The organism is Methanoculleus sp. UBA291 (genome assembly GCF_002499755.1).
GTDB classification, from domain to species: Archaea; Halobacteriota; Methanomicrobia; order Methanomicrobiales; family Methanoculleaceae; genus Methanoculleus; species Methanoculleus palmolei.
In genome coordinates this window covers 74,517-91,121 of sequence record NZ_DANC01000024.1, presented here as the reverse complement: position 1 = coordinate 91,121, position 16,605 = coordinate 74,517, and the positions used below count along the sequence as shown (strand labels likewise).

At 63.6% G+C, this 16,605-nt stretch carries 13 protein-coding genes; 9 read left to right on the top strand and 4 right to left on the bottom strand.

Translation table 11 applies throughout. From position 1 onward, the window contains the following. Positions 1–750: PAS domain S-box protein (locus tag BP737_RS06245; RefSeq protein WP_342686023.1), on the bottom strand; the 750-nt coding region annotated here is incomplete at its 3' end. A 251-nt stretch (positions 751–1,001) separates the two neighbouring features. Here BP737_RS06245 and acsB point away from each other — a divergent pair. From acsB to purB, 7 genes are all read left to right on the top strand, one after another. Next, positions 1,002–3,038 carry an acetyl-CoA decarbonylase/synthase complex subunit alpha/beta gene (gene acsB / locus BP737_RS06240; RefSeq protein ID WP_292405918.1) on the top strand — a complete coding sequence of 679 codons (2,037 nt, stop codon included), beginning with the start codon at positions 1,002–1,004 and terminating at the stop codon, positions 3,036–3,038. A 13-nt stretch (positions 3,039–3,051) separates the two neighbouring features. After that, positions 3,052–3,963 (top strand): acetyl-CoA decarbonylase/synthase complex subunit delta, encoded by a 912-nt coding sequence (locus BP737_RS06235; RefSeq protein WP_292405921.1) that lies wholly within the window; start codon positions 3,052–3,054, stop codon positions 3,961–3,963. A 5-nt stretch (positions 3,964–3,968) separates the two neighbouring features. Next, entirely contained in the window at positions 3,969–5,303 is a 1,335-nt protein-coding gene (acsC, locus tag BP737_RS06230) for an acetyl-CoA decarbonylase/synthase complex subunit gamma (RefSeq protein ID WP_292405924.1), read from the top strand. Continuing rightward, complete coding sequence (locus BP737_RS06225) at positions 5,303–7,225, top strand: ASKHA domain-containing protein (protein ID WP_292405926.1); 1,923 nt, start codon at positions 5,303–5,305, stop codon at positions 7,223–7,225. The genes acsC and BP737_RS06225 overlap by 1 nt, the downstream gene beginning before the upstream one ends. Further along, a complete protein-coding gene (locus tag BP737_RS06220; protein ID WP_292405971.1) occupies positions 7,222–8,247 on the top strand; it encodes a hypothetical protein in 1,026 nt (341 codons plus the stop codon). Before BP737_RS06225 ends, BP737_RS06220 begins: the two co-directional genes overlap by 4 nt. A gap of 222 nt (positions 8,248–8,469) precedes the next feature. Beyond that, positions 8,470–9,225: an AAA family ATPase gene (locus BP737_RS06215; protein ID WP_292405929.1), complete on the top strand. Its 756-nt coding sequence runs from the start codon at positions 8,470–8,472 to the stop codon at positions 9,223–9,225. A gap of 53 nt (positions 9,226–9,278) precedes the next feature. Beyond that, the gene (purB, locus tag BP737_RS06210; protein ID WP_292405932.1) at positions 9,279–10,619 is read left to right on the top strand and encodes an adenylosuccinate lyase; all 1,341 of its coding nucleotides are present in this window, start codon (positions 9,279–9,281) and stop codon (positions 10,617–10,619) included. Between the two features lie 7 nt (positions 10,620–10,626). Here purB and BP737_RS06205 read toward each other — a convergent pair whose 3' ends face one another. From BP737_RS06205 to BP737_RS06195, 3 genes are all read right to left on the bottom strand, one after another. Next, positions 10,627–12,642 (bottom strand): magnesium chelatase subunit D family protein, encoded by a 2,016-nt coding sequence (locus tag BP737_RS06205; protein ID WP_292405935.1) that lies wholly within the window; start codon positions 12,640–12,642, stop codon positions 10,627–10,629. Positions 12,643–12,749: 107 nt separating this feature from the next. After that, positions 12,750–13,079, bottom strand: a complete 330-nt coding sequence (locus BP737_RS06200; RefSeq protein WP_292405938.1) for a hypothetical protein — start codon at positions 13,077–13,079, stop codon at positions 12,750–12,752. A 314-nt stretch (positions 13,080–13,393) separates the two neighbouring features. Then, entirely contained in the window at positions 13,394–14,035 is a 642-nt protein-coding gene (locus tag BP737_RS06195; protein WP_292405941.1) for a hypothetical protein, read from the bottom strand. An 805-nt stretch (positions 14,036–14,840) separates the two neighbouring features. Here BP737_RS06195 and BP737_RS06190 point away from each other — a divergent pair. Both BP737_RS06190 and BP737_RS06185 read left to right on the top strand, forming a co-directional pair. Next, positions 14,841–15,536, top strand: coding sequence for a Yip1 family protein (locus BP737_RS06190; RefSeq protein ID WP_292405944.1), 696 nt, complete (start codon positions 14,841–14,843; stop codon positions 15,534–15,536). 226 nt (positions 15,537–15,762) lie between these two features. Further along, positions 15,763–16,098, top strand: coding sequence for a hypothetical protein (locus tag BP737_RS06185; protein ID WP_292405948.1), 336 nt, complete (start codon positions 15,763–15,765; stop codon positions 16,096–16,098). Positions 16,099–16,605: the final 507 nt, after the last annotated feature.

The following is a 16,605-nucleotide window of genomic DNA, read 5'->3' as shown; positions in this document are numbered from 1 at the left end:
GATCTTTCCCTTGTAACAGGCGATCTCGAAGATGTTCCCATTCGCCAGTTCCTGGATCTTCTTCAGGCCGAGAATATCCAGGGATGCACGATTCGCGTTGAGAACGACCCCCTCGGCCGTAAAGAAAATGATCCCGCTGGGAACAGTCTCAAAGATCGTCCGGATCTTCTTCTCCGAGTTCTTCAGTGCTGTCTCGGTGTTCTTCCAGGCCGTGATGTCCTGCAGGCTGATCATGATCCCCGGCTTTCCCACATGAGAGACGGTCGGGGCAAACTCGATGTGGTATATGTGATTCGTGCTGTCCTCGATATACTGCATGTCGGAGAGGTAGGTCCCGGACTGCCAGACCCTCTCGATATTCCGCATGATGGCCGGGTCCGAGAAGATACGGAGGTTCAGGTCGAAGAGAGGGACGCCTATGACGTTTCTCTCGCGGTGAATGCCGAGAGTCTTGATGAAACTCGTATTCACCATAAGAATATGGAGATCCGCGTCCAGGATAACGATCGCGTTCGAGAGGCGGTCAAAGAGCTCCGAGAGCGGGACCCGCGGTGCCGGGGTGTATAACTTCGATCTCCCGAACCGCTGCATGCTCACGTCTCCGCTCGACTGGAGTACCTCGAGATACTTGGAGACGGTGGCCCGGTTCATCCCGAGTTCGCGGGCGAGTGCAGATATAGAGAGACCCCGCGGCGAATGGTCTTTGAGGAGATCGATGATCCTGCTGAACTTATCCTGGTACTCGTTCATAGGTGCTGCTCCACAGGTTTTCCGGACTTGCATCCGGCAGGAGATCTACACAGACAATTGGGTAGAATCGGTAATTATCTTTCGGAGTCGATGGGAAATTCCGGCCGGCCGTGTCCTGCAGCGGCCAGCCGGGAGGCGCCGCCACGGCAGGCGCGGCTTTAGGTCGGAGAGACCCGGGAATCGCGCTGTTCCCACCTGTCAGGAAACAATGTTTTATACCCCTGCAAAGAGCATCTTCAACTGAAGGCACCATGAACAACAGACTCATGGACTCTCTGGATGCGACAATAGAACGCGGCCGCACCGATCTCGACGCGAGGATGCAGGCACTCGCCGGGAAGCTCGCCTACGCCGAGACGGCGTACGCCCTTCCCGTGACCTACGCCGTCACCGGGATTGCCGTGCGTGATGCGGACGGAGCACGCGAAGCATACGGACAGTCCGGCAACAACCTCCTCGTCGCCTGCGAATGCCTGATGGCCGGCGAAAGCGGTGTCGCGAGCCCTTACACCGGGTTCATCCCGGACGCGGTTCTCCGTGGGCTCGGCTACACCCTGGTCGACGGGAGTATCACCGGTCTCGGCCTCCTCGTCGGGACGCCGGAGAGCTCCGATGCTGTAGCGGCGATCTGCCGGGAGATGCAGGAGAAGTCTCTGCTCACCTTCCTTGCCGGCGGGGTCGTGGAGGCGCTCTCCGGCGCCGGCGTCCGCCTGGGGCTGGATTACCGTCTGGTACCGCTCGGACCGCACAGCGCCCGCGGCATCCATTTCGCCGACGCCGTCGCCCGAATCGCGATGATGTTCGGCGGGGTGCAGCCGGGAGACGTTCACTCCCTGCTCAGATACGCCGCGGAGCGGGCGAAGGCGTTCGTGATCGCGTTCCCCGGCCTCACCGACGAAGAGGTTGCGTTTGTCGATGCCCTGAGGATACTCGGGATACCGATCCTCGCGGCCGGCGATGGCTACGGGGGAGGGGAATGGGTACCGGTCGCTCCCGCCGATGCGGTCCGGACCGGGATGGACCTCCGCGGGATCCGGGTCACGGTCACGGCGATCCCGATCCCCATGGCCTGCTCGCCCGCGTTCGAGGGGAAGAGCATCCGCAAGGAGGAGATGTACGTGGAGTTCGGCGGCAGCAGGACCCCCGCCTTCGAGCTCCTCCGGATGCGGCCCAAGGAGGAGGTCGAGGACGATGCGGTCACCGTCGTCGGGCCCGACGTGGACGACGTTCCGGAAGGCACCGCCCTCCCGCTCGCGATCCTGGTGGACGTCGCCGGCGCGAGGATGAAGAAGGACTACGAGCCGGTGCTTGAGCGGCGGATCCATAACTTCATCAACTACGGCGAGGGGTCCTGGCACGTTGCGCAGCGGGACCTCATCTGGGTGCGGCTCTCGAAAGAGGCGGTGGCAAAAGGCGTCAAGATCCGGGACCTCGGGACGCTGCTCGCCCACAAATTCAGGATGGAGTTCCCGGATCACATCGATGCGGTCCAGGTGACGCTGGTCACCGACGAACAAAAGGTCACGGAGATGCTCGTGGAGGCACGCGAGACCTATGCAGCGCGGGACGAGCGGATCGCCGGCATGAAGGACGAGGATGTTGGGACCTTCTACTCCTGCACCCTCTGCCAGACGTTCGCACCGAACCACGTCTGCGTCATCACCCCGGAGCGGCCGGCGCTTTGCGGGGCGATCACCTGGCTCGACGCCCGGATCGCCTACGAGATCACTCCCGCCGGGGCGAACCAGCCGGTCGAGAAAGGAGAGGTGGTCGATGCCGTCTACGGGGAGTTTGCGGGGGTGAACCGATTCGTCAAGAAAGCGTCCCACGGCGAGGTCGACCGGATCTCCCTCTACAGCATGGTCGAGAACCCGATGACCGCCTGCGGATGCTTCGAATGCATCGCGGCCGTCGTCCCGGAGGTGAACGGAATTCTCATCGTCAACCGGGACTATACGGGGGATACGCCGCTCGGAATGACCTTTTCGACGCTCGCCGGGACGATTGGCGGAGGTGCGCAGACGCCGGGGTTCATCGGCATATCGAAGAATTACATCCTGAGCGACCGGTTCCTCCAGGCCGAGAACGGTATTACGCGGGTGGTCTGGATGCCGTCCTCCCTGAAAGAAGAACTCGAAGACCGGCTGCGGGAGAAACTCGCCGGGCAGGGGATGACGGACCTCTTTGAGAAGATCGCAGACGAGGTCTCGGCACCGACAATCGAGGACCTGGTCGCATTCCTCGAACGCGTCGATCATCCCGCGCTCACGATGAAGTCGCTGATCTAGGAGGGAATGACGCGTGATAGACAGCAATGAACCCGGATCGGCGATCCGGGAGGTGCGTCTCGGCGCCACGCGGGCTGAAGGAGGGACCCGGGAGGTCTCCTATGTGATCGGAGGCGAACGGGGTCTGCCGTTCTCCCGGGAAGAACCGGGCAGGTTCCTCGTGGCGCTCGAAGTCTGCGACGACCCCCGGTTCTGGCCGCAGGTGGTCCGCGACTATGTGGGCGACCTCGCGAACAACCCGGATGAGTGGGCACGGGCCGCGGAGCGCACCTACGGCGCGGATCTCGTACGGCTGAACTTGACCAGCACAAAACAGCGTGGATTCGATGCATTTTCCGAGATCGCCGCGACGACGGAGCGGGTGCTTGCGGCGACGACCCGGCCCCTGATCATCGAGGGGAGCAACGAGCCGAACCTCGACAGCGAGGTCTTCCGCCGCTGCGGAGAGGCGGGAGAGGGCGAACGGCTCCTCCTCGGAACCGCGGAAGCCGACCGCTACCGGAGCGTCGCCGCAGCGGCGCTGGCATACGGTCATGCGGTGATCGCCCAGTCGCCCATCGACATCAACCTTGCCAAGCAGTTGAACATCCTCCTCCAGGAGATGGGCGTGCCGCAGGACAGGATCGTGATCGACCCATTCACGGGGGCGCTCGGCTACGGGTTCGAGTACTCCTACTCGGTGATGGAGCGGATACGTCTCGCCGCCCTCTCCGGGGACGCGGACCTCGCGATGCCGATGATCTGCGCCTCCACCGACACCCTCTCGGTCCGCGAGGTGCGGGAAGCCCCGCCGGAGGAAGAGGATGCGATGGCGGTCGCATGGGAGTTCTACACCGCCTACTCCGCCATCGTGGCCGGCGCGTCGATCGTCTGCGTCCGCCATCCCCTGACCGTGGGGAAACTCAAGACGGCACTCGGGGTGTGAACTCCATGGCAATGAAAGCACTCGACATCTACAAACATCTTCCGAAGACGAACTGCAAGAAGTGCGGCTACCCTACATGCCTTGCCTTTGCCATGAAACTCGCCACGGGGAAGGCGGAGATCGAAGCCTGTCCGGACCTCGACCCCGAGACGAAAACCCTGCTCGGCGGGGTGACCCGGCCGCCGGTCCGGCTCGTGCAGGTCGGCGTGGGGGAACGGTCGGTTCCGGTCGGAGAAGAGTTCGTCCTCTTTCGGCACGAGAAGACCTTCTATCATCCGCCGGGGATCATGGTGCAGGTCTCCGATGCCTGGCCTGAGGAGAAGGTGCGTTCTGTCGTGGAGGAGGTCAGGGACACGGTCGTCCAGCGGGTGGGGCAGGACCTCGTCCTCAACGGGATTGCGGTAAGAAACGAGAGCGGCCTTCCCGACCGGTTCGCCGCGACCGTGACGCTTGCCGGGGGCGGGAGCAGCCTCCCTCTCGTGCTGATCGCCGACAACCCCGCGTCCTTTGAGGCGGCCCTCGCAGTCGCCGGAAACTACCGGCCGCTGATCCACGCCGCAACAGAAGAGAACTGGGAGGAACTCGCCGCACTCGCGAAGCGCTACGGGTGCCCCCTCACCGTGCGGACCCCCAACCTCCCGAACCTCGCCGTACTCGCCGGGAAATGCGCGGACGCCGGGGCTCCGGACCTCCTGCTTGATCCCGTCCCGCAGTCGCTTTCCGGTTTCATCGCGACCGCGACGGAGATCCGGAGAGCCGCCATCGGGCGGACCGAGCCCGGGCTCGGCTACCCCATCTACCTCGACACCGTGCCGCTCAACGAGACCGACGCGGCCCTCGCGGCGGGCATCCTGAAGTACGCAGGGATCATCGTCGCCCCCCCGCTTGCCCATGCTTCCCGGGAAGCGGCGCTCACCCTGCGGCAGAACATCTACACCGACCCGCAGAAACCCATCCAGGTGACGCCGGGAATCTACCCGATCAACGATCCCGGGCCGAGCGCCCCGATCCTCCTCACGGTGAACTTCTCGCTCACCTACTTCACGCTGCTCGGCTACCTCGAGGCGTCCGGGATACCCAGTTACCTCTTCATAGCAGACACCGAAGGGCTCTCGGTCCTTACGGCCGTCGCCGGCGGGAAACTGACGGAGACCCTCGTCGCCGAATCGCTCAAGGAGTTCAATGTCGGAGACCTGGTGGACCACCGTCTGCTGGTCATCCCCGGCTACGCCGCCCCCCTCTCCGGGAAGATCGAGGACGCAACCGGGTGGAAGGTGCTGGTCGGTCCCCGGGACGGGGCCGATCTCCCCGGATACCTCGAAGCGGAGTGGAAAACCTGATGCCGACCGTTACGTTTCTCCCGGGCTACCGAAAGGTGACCGTGCCGGGGGGAACGACCATCCTCGACGCGGCGCGGGCGGCCGGTCTCTCCATGAACGTGGTCTGCGGCGGGCAGGGAAAATGCGGGAAGTGTCTCGTCTTCATCAAAGAAGGCACGGCAACGTTCGACCGCGATAAATATCGCAGGTTCTTCTCGGACGACGAGATCGCCCGCGGGGCGTGCCTTGCCTGCCAGGCGACCGTTGTCGGCGACGTCCTGGTGAATGTCCCGGCCGAGTCGCTCATCCAGGAGCAGAAGATCCTGGTAGAGGTCCCGGGCCAGGAGGGAATTCCGTTCAACCCCGCCGTCCGGAAGTACGTGGTCCGCCTCGAGCCGCCGTCCCTGGACGACACGACTCCCGACCTCACCCGCGTGCTGGAGGGGATCGAGAAACAGGGCGGGCCGCCCCCGACCAGTATCTACGCGCCGCTCGACGTCCTCTGCTTTCTCCCGCTGGTGCTCCGCCGGAACGAGTGGAACGCGACCGCCACGGTCGCCCTGGCGCCCGTCGGCTACCGCCTGAGCAGCGTGGACGGAGGCGACACCTCCGAAAGGCTCTACGGGGCGGCGGTGGACCTCGGGACCACCACGGTCGTGGCCTACCTCTGGAGCCTGACCGACGGCCGGATACTCGCCACGGCCTCCAACTACAACCGGCAGATCTCCTGCGGCGAGGATATCCTCTCGCGGGTGAACTTCTCCCGGAAGAGCGGCCTATCCCAACTGCAACAACTTGCGACGGAGAGTATCAACGAGGCCCTGACGACCGCCGCCGACACGGCAGGGATCGACCGCGAGGAGATCTTCGAGGTGATGGTCGCCGGAAACACGGTGATGACCCATCTCTTCCTCGGGATCGACCCCGCCTACATGATCACCGAGCCCTACATCCCGGTCGTGCGGCGGATGCTCTCGACGGGCGCCGGGCAGATCGGGATTGCGGCCCACCGGAACGCCGAGGTCTACACCTTCCCGGCGGTCTCGAACTTCATCGGCGGCGACATCATTGCCGATATCCTGGCAACCGGAATGACGGACCGCGAGGAGGCGACGCTCATGGTGGATATCGGCACGAACTTCGAGGCGGTGCTCGGCAACAGCGACTGGATGCTCTCCTGTGCGGGCGCGGCCGGGCCAGCTCTGGAGGGAGGGGAGGTGCTCTTCGGCATGCGGGCAAACCCCGGTGCAATCGAGCGGGTCGCGATCGACGCCGAGACGCTCACGCCGACCTGCTCGACGATCAACGGCGTACGGCCGCGGGGGATCTGCGGGTCGGGCCTTATCGACCTGCTCGCGGAACTGCTCCGCACCTGCGTCATCGACCGGACGGGACGGATCAATCTGGATATCAGCCATCCCCGGGTCAGGAAGGGACAGTATTACCCGGAGTACGTGGTGGCCTGGAAGAAGGAGACGTCAGTTGGGAAGGATATCGTCATGACCGAGAACGACATCAGGAACCTTATCATGAGCAAGGCGGCGATCCACGGGGCCTGTATGACGCTCCTCGACGCGGCGGGCCTTGAGCCCGGGGACATCGGCAGGGTCTGCTTTGCGGGGGCGTTCGGGAACTACCTCAACAAGGAGAACGCCATCACCGTCGGGCTGATACCCGAGATGCCCCTGGACCGCGTGGAAAACATCGGGAACGGAGCGATCACCGGCGCGAACATCGCCCTGATCAACCGCAAGCGACGGAAGGAACTCGACGCGATCGCCCGGAGGATCACCTACATCGAGCTGAACGCCGAACCGTCCTTCATGGACCGATATACGTCGAGTTGCTTCTTGCCGCACACCGACTTTACTCTCTTCCCGCACGTGCAGCAGATGCTCGAGGCGTGTCGGGCGAAGCAGGGGGTGAGGTCGTGGCAGGCATGATTCCGTCCCCCGGGCTCCGCGCGACCGGGGTGGGAGCGCTCCCCCACCGCGACCCCGACGAGGCGTGCCGGGCGGTGCTCGCGGCCTTTCCCGAGGTTCCCTACGTCCCCACCCTGCCGACCCGGGGGCTCCTCGAGGCGATCGTCTTTGCCGACGCCGAGTACCTCCCCGGCGGGGTGGTCCGGGACGGCAGGCTCGTGGTCGACCGGAGCATCGATCCCTCGGAAGCGATGGAGCGGATCCTGCTCGACTACCTCGAACAGAACGCGGACCCCTACCGGGTCGGCGAGGCCTACGGGTCGGGGTTTCATGCGATGATGGGCCGCGACCTCTCCGACGCCCTCCTCGTCAAGTGTCAGGTGACCGGCCCGGTGACCTTCGGGATGCAGGTGGTGGACGAGACCCGCCGGCCCATCCTCTACGACCCGGAGTACGCCGACCTGCTCGGGAAACTCCTGGGGCTGCGGGCCCGGTGGTGCGAGGGGGCGATGCGGGAGCGGATGGGCGCACGCGCGACCCTGGTGGTTCTGAGCGATCCCTACCTCGCGTCGCTCGGCTCAGCGGTCGTCCCGGTGGATGCCGGCGTCGCGGCATCCGCCTATGAGGATATCGCCGGGCTCCTCGACGGGGGGCTCGGCATCCACTGCTGCGCCAACACCGACTGGGCGTTCATCCTCGGACTTGAACCTGCCGTGGTCTCGATCGACGCCTGGACCTACGCCCGGGAGTTCCTGCTCTACGCCGACGACGTCGCCCGCTACATGGAGGCGGGAGGCGTGGTGGCCTGGGGGGTCGTCCCCGCAGAATACTCCATCTTTGCAGCGGAAAAGCCCGATGCGTTCTTCTCCCGGTTCCAGGAGATCCGCACCCGGGCGACGGAGACGATCGACCCCGACCTCTTCGACCGCCAGTCCCTGATCACGCCGACCTGCGGTATCCGGAACGCTAACGAGGAGGAGGCCGTCGCAATCATGGCGGCGACCGCCTCGCTCTCCCGCCGCCTCCGGGGCGAGGGGCCGTGACCCGGGCTCCGGCCCGACGCTGTTGTCCCCGGATGAGAGCCATCACGAGGCTCTGCTGCCGGGCGTGCGGCGGCGGAGGGGCACCCCGGCGCGGATGACCCAACTGCAGCCACGCCCACTTTTATTAACGGGGTCGGGTAAAGTGGTACTCATTATGACAATCCATGCTATCGATTACCGCTACGGCGCCTCCGGAATACGTGCTGTCCGGAGTGAAGAACCATGATCCGGCCCTGTACCGTCGTCATCTCCGGGAAAGGCGGGACGGGGAAGACGACGATCACGTCGCTTTTGATTCAGGCGCTGATTGCGGACGGCGAGCGGCCGGTCCTCGCGGTGGACGCCGACCCGAACGCAAACCTTCACGAGGCCCTCGGGGTCACGGTCACGGAGACGCTCGGGAGCATGCGGGAGGAGGCATTCACCAAAAACATCCCGCCGGGAATGGACCGGACGGGCTACATCAAGTACCGGTTCCGCCGGGTGCTCACGGAGGCTGAGGGATACGACCTCCTCGCCATGGGGCGCCCCGAGGGGTCGGGGTGCTACTGCTTCCCGAACGCCCTTCTCACCGAGTGCATCGAGACGATCGAGCGGAGTTACCGGCTCGTCATCGTGGACTCCGAGGCCGGGATGGAGCATATCAGCCGGGGGACGATCAAGAGCCCGGAGGTCCTCCTGATCGTAAGTGACCCCGGGGCACGGGGGATGCGGACCGCCGGCCGCATCCGGGACCTCGCGGAATCGCTCGGGCTCCCGCGGGACCGGATCTTTCTCGTCGTCAACCGGGACCGGGACGATGTCGCCACAACGAGCGATATCCCGCTCATCGCCCGGATCCCGGAGGACCCGGCTATCGGGGAGGCGGACCTCGCGGGAGCGCCGATCGTCGGGATACCGGAGGAGAGCCCGGCGCGGGCCGCGGTGCGGGACCTCGCCGGGTGGCTCATCGAGGAGTGTGCGCGGCGGAGGAAGTGACGGATCGTAGCCACGACCCCTATTTAACACGGTAAGGCAAACAGGTACCAGTTATGGCAATCCATCCCATCGATTACCGCTACGGCACCCCGGAGATGCGTGCCGTCTGGAGCGAGGATAACCGGTTCCGGGCCATCGTCACGGCCGAAGTGGCGCTGGCCCGGGCCGAAGCGGTGCACGGGTTGATCCCCCGCGAGGATGCAGAGGCGATCGCGGTTCGCGCGCCGGAGGCACGTCTCGAGCGGGCAAAGGAGATCGAGGCCGAGATCAACCACGATATGATGGCAATCGTCAAGGCAGTCACCGAGGTCTGCGGCGATGCCGGGCGATGGATACATTACGGCGCGACCTCGAACGATATCCTGGATACGGCGACGGCCCTGCAACTCCAGGACAGTCTCGCGCTCATCGAGGAGAAACTGAGCGGCCTCCTCTCCGTGCTTCTTGCCCGGAGCGCCGAGACGAAGACCCTCGTCTGCGCCGGACGCACCCACGGGCAGATCGGCGTTCCGACAACCTACGGGCTCCGGTTCGCGATCTGGGCAAGCGAGGTCGCCCGCCACATCGAGCGGCTCCGCCAGATGCGCCCCCGCCTCGTCGTCGGGCAGCTCACGGGGGCGGTGGGGACCCAGGCGGCGCTCGGGAGATCGGGCATCGAGATCCAGGCAACGATGATGGAGTTCCTCGGGATCCACCCGGTGGACGTCTCAAACCAGATCGTCTCGCGGGACCGCTACGCAGAGTACTTCATGCTCCTCGCGAACGTTGCAACAACGCTCGATAAGATCGGAGTTGAGGTCCGGCTGATGCAGCGCTCGGAGATCGGGGAGCTCGCGGAGGCGTTCGGGAAGAAGCAGGTGGGCTCAAGCACCATGCCCCACAAGCGAAACCCGATAAAGAGCGAGCAGGTCTGCGGTCTTGCCCGGATCGTCCGGTCCGCGGTGGAGCCGGCGCTGTTGAACAACGTCCTCTGGGACGAGCGCGACCTGACGAACTCCTCGCCGGAGCGGGTGATCTTCCCCGAGGCTTCGGTGCTGACCGACCACATCCTGAAGGTGATGATCGGCGTGATGGAAGGGCTCGAGTTCAACAGGGAGAACATCCGGAAGAACCTGATGCTGCTCCGGGGGGTGAACCTCGCAGAGTCGGTGATGATCGACCTCACCAGAAGGGGCATGAACCGGCAGGAGGCCCACGAGATGATGCGGACGGCGAGCATGCAGGCCCTTGCCGAAGGCCGGGACCTTGCCGCGGTGCTCAGCGAGCGGCCGGGGGTCACGGAATTCGTCACCCGCGAGGACCTTGACCGGCTCCTCGACCCGGACGCGTATATCGGGACGGCGGTCCTGCAGGTGGAGCGTCTGATCGAGAAACTCCAGCCGCTCTGCCGGTGAGCGAATTTCAGACGGGATGCACCAGCGCATCCCGTTCGGCCACGGCGACGTCGTGCAGGAGCCCGGCGGAAAGGTCGGCAATAGGGTAGTAGCCGCCGCCGGCATGCTCCGCGAGGGTCCGGCAGTAGCCGAGCCGGAACTGCATGAACGAGTTTCCGGTCTCCTCGGTATCGATGACCACCGTGCGGATGCCGTGGGACCGGATCTCTTCTGCGATGCCGAGAACCTCGGGGCGCACGTCTCCCGCGAGCGGGACGTTCGCTCTGCCGTCGGATATGACGACCATCATCGGAATCACCTCGCCGTTCTTCTGTCGCTCCCGCAGGAGAACCTCCATGCCTTTCACGAGACCGGCGGCAAGCGGCGTCTTCCCGCCGGTGGGGAGACTTTCAAGACGTTTCTCTGCGAGATCGATGCTCGTAGAGAGCGGGAGGAGGGTCTCGGCGCCGCTCCCCCGGAACGCCACCAGGCCGACCCGGTCGCGGTGCCGGTAGGAGTCCATGAGCATCGAGAAGACTGCGCCCTTCGCCGACTCCATCCGCATCAAGGCTCCCATCGAACCGCTGGCGTCGACCACGAAGACGCACGCAACGGAGACCTTGCCCACCCGGACCCGCTCGCGGATATCCTCGCTCCAGACGGCGACCGCCACCCCCTCCCGGTCCCGGACCTGCTGGTGCGGGGCGGCGGCCCGGAGCGTGGCGTCGAGCGCTATATCGCCGGTGCCGGTCGGATAGCGGGCGGCGACGTACCGCCCCGCGTTTCCGGCCGAGAACGTCTCAAACCGTCTGCCGGAGGTCCTCAGCCGTTCCAGGGCATCCCGCCGCTCCGGCAGGCTCATCTTTCCGACATCGACCGGGTCTCCTACCGGGAGAACGGTCTCATGGGAGGCGCCGCCGGCGGCGGGGGACGGCTCTCCGTCATGTCCGTCGGAGGAACCCTCACCGGTCGCATCGCCCCCGTCATCCCGGGGAGTGCGGTCGTGCTCCTCCCCGGCGTCCTCCAGGGACCTGTCGAGGTCCTCCGGGTCGATCTTCGGCTCTTCGAACGGCTTCCGGCGCATCCGGTGCGGGAGGGCGAGTTCCATGGCCTCCCTGACGTCGACGCGGGTGACGACCGTTCGCCCGGCGAGGGCGGCGATCGTCTTTGCCGTGCGGACGACGGCGATGTCGGCGCGGTGGGTCCTGACCCCGAGCCGGATGCATGCCTTCACCACGGCCTCGACGAGTCCGTCGTCGACCGTGACGGACGAAAGCAGCGCCCGGGCGGCAACGATCTCGCTACGTAACGCATCCTGCGCCGCGCCGTACGCCTGCCGGAACCCGTCGGGGTCGTACTCGAACGTCTCGGCGGCCCTGACGATCGCCATCCTCCGGGCGGGGTCCTCGATCCCTTCCACGGTCACCTGCAGTCCGAACCGGTCGAGCAGCTGCGGCCGCAGTTCCCCCTCCTCCGGGTTCATGGTGCCGACCAGAATGAACCGGGCGGGGTGGGAGAAGGATATGCCCTCCCGCTCCACCACGTTGACACCCATCGCGGCAGCATCGAGGAGGACGTCGGCCACGTGGTCGTCGAGCAGGTTGACCTCATCGATGTAGAGGACGCCGCGGTTGACCGCCGCGAGGAGGCCGGGGTCGAACGTCACCTTCCCCTCGCGGATCGCCCGCTCCACGTCGACGGTGCCCACCACCCGGTCTTCGGTCACCCCGAGCGGGAGGTCGACGACGCGGACCCTGCGCCGTTCGACGTCCAGGTCCTCACCGGAGGCTTTTTTTTCGGCACAGACGGTACACAGGCCGCCGTCGGGATCGCAACTGTACGGGCAGCCCCGGACCACGGCGATCTCGGGGAGCACGTCGGCAAGCGCCCTGACCGCGGTGGACTTTGCAGTCCCTTTCTCGCCGCGGATGAGGACGCCGCCGATCCCCGGGTTGACGGCGTTGAGGATGAGCGCGCGTTTCATCGTCTCCTGACCGACAATGGCGGTGAACGGAAGGACGTTCCTCCGTGCCTGGTAAGACATATGTGAGAATATGATGTTATGGATGTTAAAGAGTTCCAATTTCGTAACAAATCGTGGGTTGACCGGGGAAGAGGGGCCTCCCTGCCCCTGCCCGGGACCGTGTGGTCTCAAAATTCTTCTGCGATGCCGTAGCCGTAGGACCGCAACGCCAGACTTCCCCGCTGCTCCGGGTAGGCGTTCAGCATGAGCCCCCGCAGTTCCAGGAACTCCTCGGCGGAGACGAGGGAGACGGTCTGGATCAGTTCGTCTTCGTCGGGGTCCGCCGACCAGGAGTGGATGTAGTAGGTGTCGGGCAGCCCCTCCTGTTCATGCACGTAGAGGTCTTTTCCACGCGCATACGCCCCGTCGGGCCTGCCCCGCGGTGCGGAGTAGATGCAGACGTCGCGTTCGGTGTCCAGCACGACCTCGCCTTCTTCAGATGAAAGCCGTTTTTTCATCGTCGATCACCGCCCCCCGCCAGCAGGCAGGGCGGTTCGGCAGGCGGCAGCGAGAGACGCCGGGGCCCGGTGAGGTGGCCATGGCTTTTCGGCGGCCCCGCCACCGCCCACCAGGCAGAGATACAACGGGCAGTGTTATATAATTTACTATTTTTAGTATCAAGTAATACCAATAACAATAAAAATAATATAAAGAGCGGCTTGAAGTCTGCTACCGGACTGTCACCGGGGGCCTCAATGCCCGTTCGGCCCGGGGTAAGGAGATCCCGGAAAATAAACGATGAGGGGTCCTGCATACCCCGATGGAAAATCGATCAGGAGCCGCTCGTCCGTTCGGCCGCCATCGTCACCTTCACGTCGACGAAATGCCCGTCCAGTGTCACAATGTAGCGTCCCGGCCGGTAGAGCGTGATTGATTTCTCCCGGGCGCTCCCGTATATCCCGTTGTAGCCTTCGTCGGCGATGAGCTGAAGGGTCTCAGGGTCGCGGACGGTGACGACGAGCCGGGAGTACGCGCCGGGTTCGGGGTTTTGTGCGTCCACGGCGAAGGTGATGATGAACGGCACGTCGACGACGTCCACCTGCAGCCCCCTTGCCGAATAGACGAGGGAGTACTGCTCTTCGAAGACGGTCGCTCTCTCGACAACCGGCTTTACGGCATCCATCCGGATCAACGGCACGGACGAGACGTTGTACGGGTTCGGGTTCGGGATATACTCGCCGGGCTGCACCGGCACCGGATCGACCGGCACCACGGTGCTCCCGCTCTCCGTCGCGGAAGGTGCAGGGCCGGGGGCCGTTTCGCCCGGGGAAGGCTGAGGTATGCCCGACCACGGCGGTTCGACGGCACCGGGGCCGGCAGGACCGAGATCATCGTCCTTTTCAAGGGCGATGCATCCGGAGCACGCGACGATGAGGAGAGCGATGAGGAGGGGGACGGCGGATCGGGCAGACATGATACCACGATAACCTGTACCGCGCCGCAACATATGCATCTTTCCAATTACTCCGCCGGAACGACGCGGCATGCCTGCCGGACGGGCGATCTCCTCTTCATGACCGTTGCTTCCGCCCTGTCTTCTCCATGACGGTTTTTCCGGCTTGGTTGAACCCCCACCCGTCTGTTCCCGATCGATCACAATCATGGGTAACTCAGGGGTGCGGCTTTCCGCCGGGCTTTGCGCAACCTCATGGTGCTCCAACTCCAGAAGTTCCACCCATTGCCACTCGCACCTTCGGTGCTCAAACTCCCTCCCTTTTGGGAAGTCATTACTTGAAAAACACTTCGTATTTTCTCATGCTTCTGTCCTTTGACCAGTCGCATATCGCCATGACTGCACCCGCGCCCCCTGAGGGGCGGGTGGGGGTTGATGAAAGGGGCTGAACATTGTACATTGAAGTAGGAAGCCATGAGGTTGTCCCAAAAAACTGCTACCGGGAAGGGGTGTCTCCCTCCCGGACCCTTCCCCGAGTGGCGATGTGCTGTCTTCCGCAGGGAGATAGCAGGAGCACCGTGAGGTGAGACTCTCAATGGAAAGCCGTTTCACCACTCTTGCCTTGAATATGTTTCAGATCGTCGAAAAATTGGGTGTAAATGCTCCGATCGTGGTGTAACGAAGTGGGACGACCTCCATCAAACCGAAGATGCTATAATTCGATGGGCCCAGAGCACGACCCCAATGAACAAATATTGATTAATATCAAAACAATCACAAAGATCGTTATTAATATACAATTAAGTGTTACTAAATCTCGAACGGTATGATGCCCCCTTTGCAGAAGATCACGTCCACCAGGAAAAACTCATTCTTCCGACGGTTGAGACTGCTGCTCTTCTCTCCCGATCGATTTTTTGCAGGGCTGCCGATCAAACGCGTCGACCTGAGAATTCCGTCCCTGATCGTCTTCGGACTTTTTCTGGTTGAGATCGCCGGAAATTACGATACAATCATCGCAGACGCCCGAACACTGGAATTCGCCGACCCGTCCGCGCACCCGGTCGTATACGCGGGCCTTGCTGCAACGGCTCTCTCACCGTTTCTGGTATGGGTATCTTACTCGGCCGTCTTCCACGGGGTATCGTACCTGTACAACGGCCGGGGCACGTTTCTCCGGACACTGGCCTCTGTGGGATACGGATGCACGCCTCTGATCATCGGGGGCCTCCTCCATCCGGTCCTCTTCCAGCTCATCTCCCTGCCGGCGCAGGACTATTTCATTCCCTCGCGTGTGGTGGCGTATGCAACCGTCTCAACGCTTATCGATGCAGGAATTACGATTCTCGCCCTTCTCTGGTGCGGATTCCTCTGGGCAGCAGGTATCCGGCACGCACGAAGCCTCGCCGCTCGTCAGGCACTGGTGACGGTCTTCGTTCCCGTGGGGCTGACGATCAGTGCGAAGATCATATGGCTTCTTTGGAAAATGATGGCGGTATCCAAACTGTATGGAGGATTGTAACTATGAGGGCATCCCAAAATGCCTTTGCCGGAAGGGGGGCACCCCCTCCCGGACCCTCCCCCACATGGCGATAGCCAATAGGAAGCCGTTTCACTCTCTCTGTCCTGGATATCGTTCAGAGGAGAGAAACTTCGGAGGTGCGTGCTCCGATAAGGGTGTACAGAACATTCATAGATCTTTTTGGGATGAGTTCTATGACAAGATCCGGTATGACCCTGAGAACGATATGCATCGTCCTGCTGCTGATCGCGTGCGCTCCCCCGGCATGCCGGACGGTGCCCGGGAACCGGCCGATACGAGAAAGATCGAATTTTTGAGCCCCTTCCCCGCCTGCCCCGGCGATAGCAACTCCCGGGCACGACGGTTCACCGGGCGCGCACCTGACGGTGCTCGAAGGACGCTCCCTGAGGAGCATTCTGATCCTGAGGATTCACGCCTCCCCGGGGCAATCCTTGAAGATATGCTCGGCGAGATATGGTCGAGCGTGGTGGCGCTGATCCTCTATCCCGTCGTCTTCTTTGCCGTCGCATACACGCGGTTCTTGCGGACGGATATCCGATGATAGACGGGCGCGCACTTTCGCTCCCCGGGAGGGGCTGCATCGGGGGCGGGCCGATTATTCCACCGGGTTTCAATATCCGGGGAAGGTATGCAGGGCTCTTACCGGAGTACGCACCCATACCCGCGATCCGGGGATCGGGGTATATTTCCACTGGATATCGGCCGTACTGTCGGGAGATGGAACAACGAGAGCATATCAGGAGAATGCGACGGCCCGGGTACCGCCGCGACAATTCGATGTTTGTCACAGAAAAGGTATATGGGAGAACGTTGACGCCTTGATCGGTGATACCGTGTACGGTATCCCGCCGGGGGCCGGGAAGGTCGATTGCTGTCGTATCCCGACTCCCACAGCGCGCCCGGAGGGCAATAGGGCTGTTGGCTGCCATCAGGGATAGCCGTTGCGGTTCCGTGTTCCTCCGGGCACCGTTTCGAAATTTCGAGTGGCATAGTATTGCAATGGGAAGGAAATGTGCCGAACAGGATAGTTATGTGATGTCAATTGGTT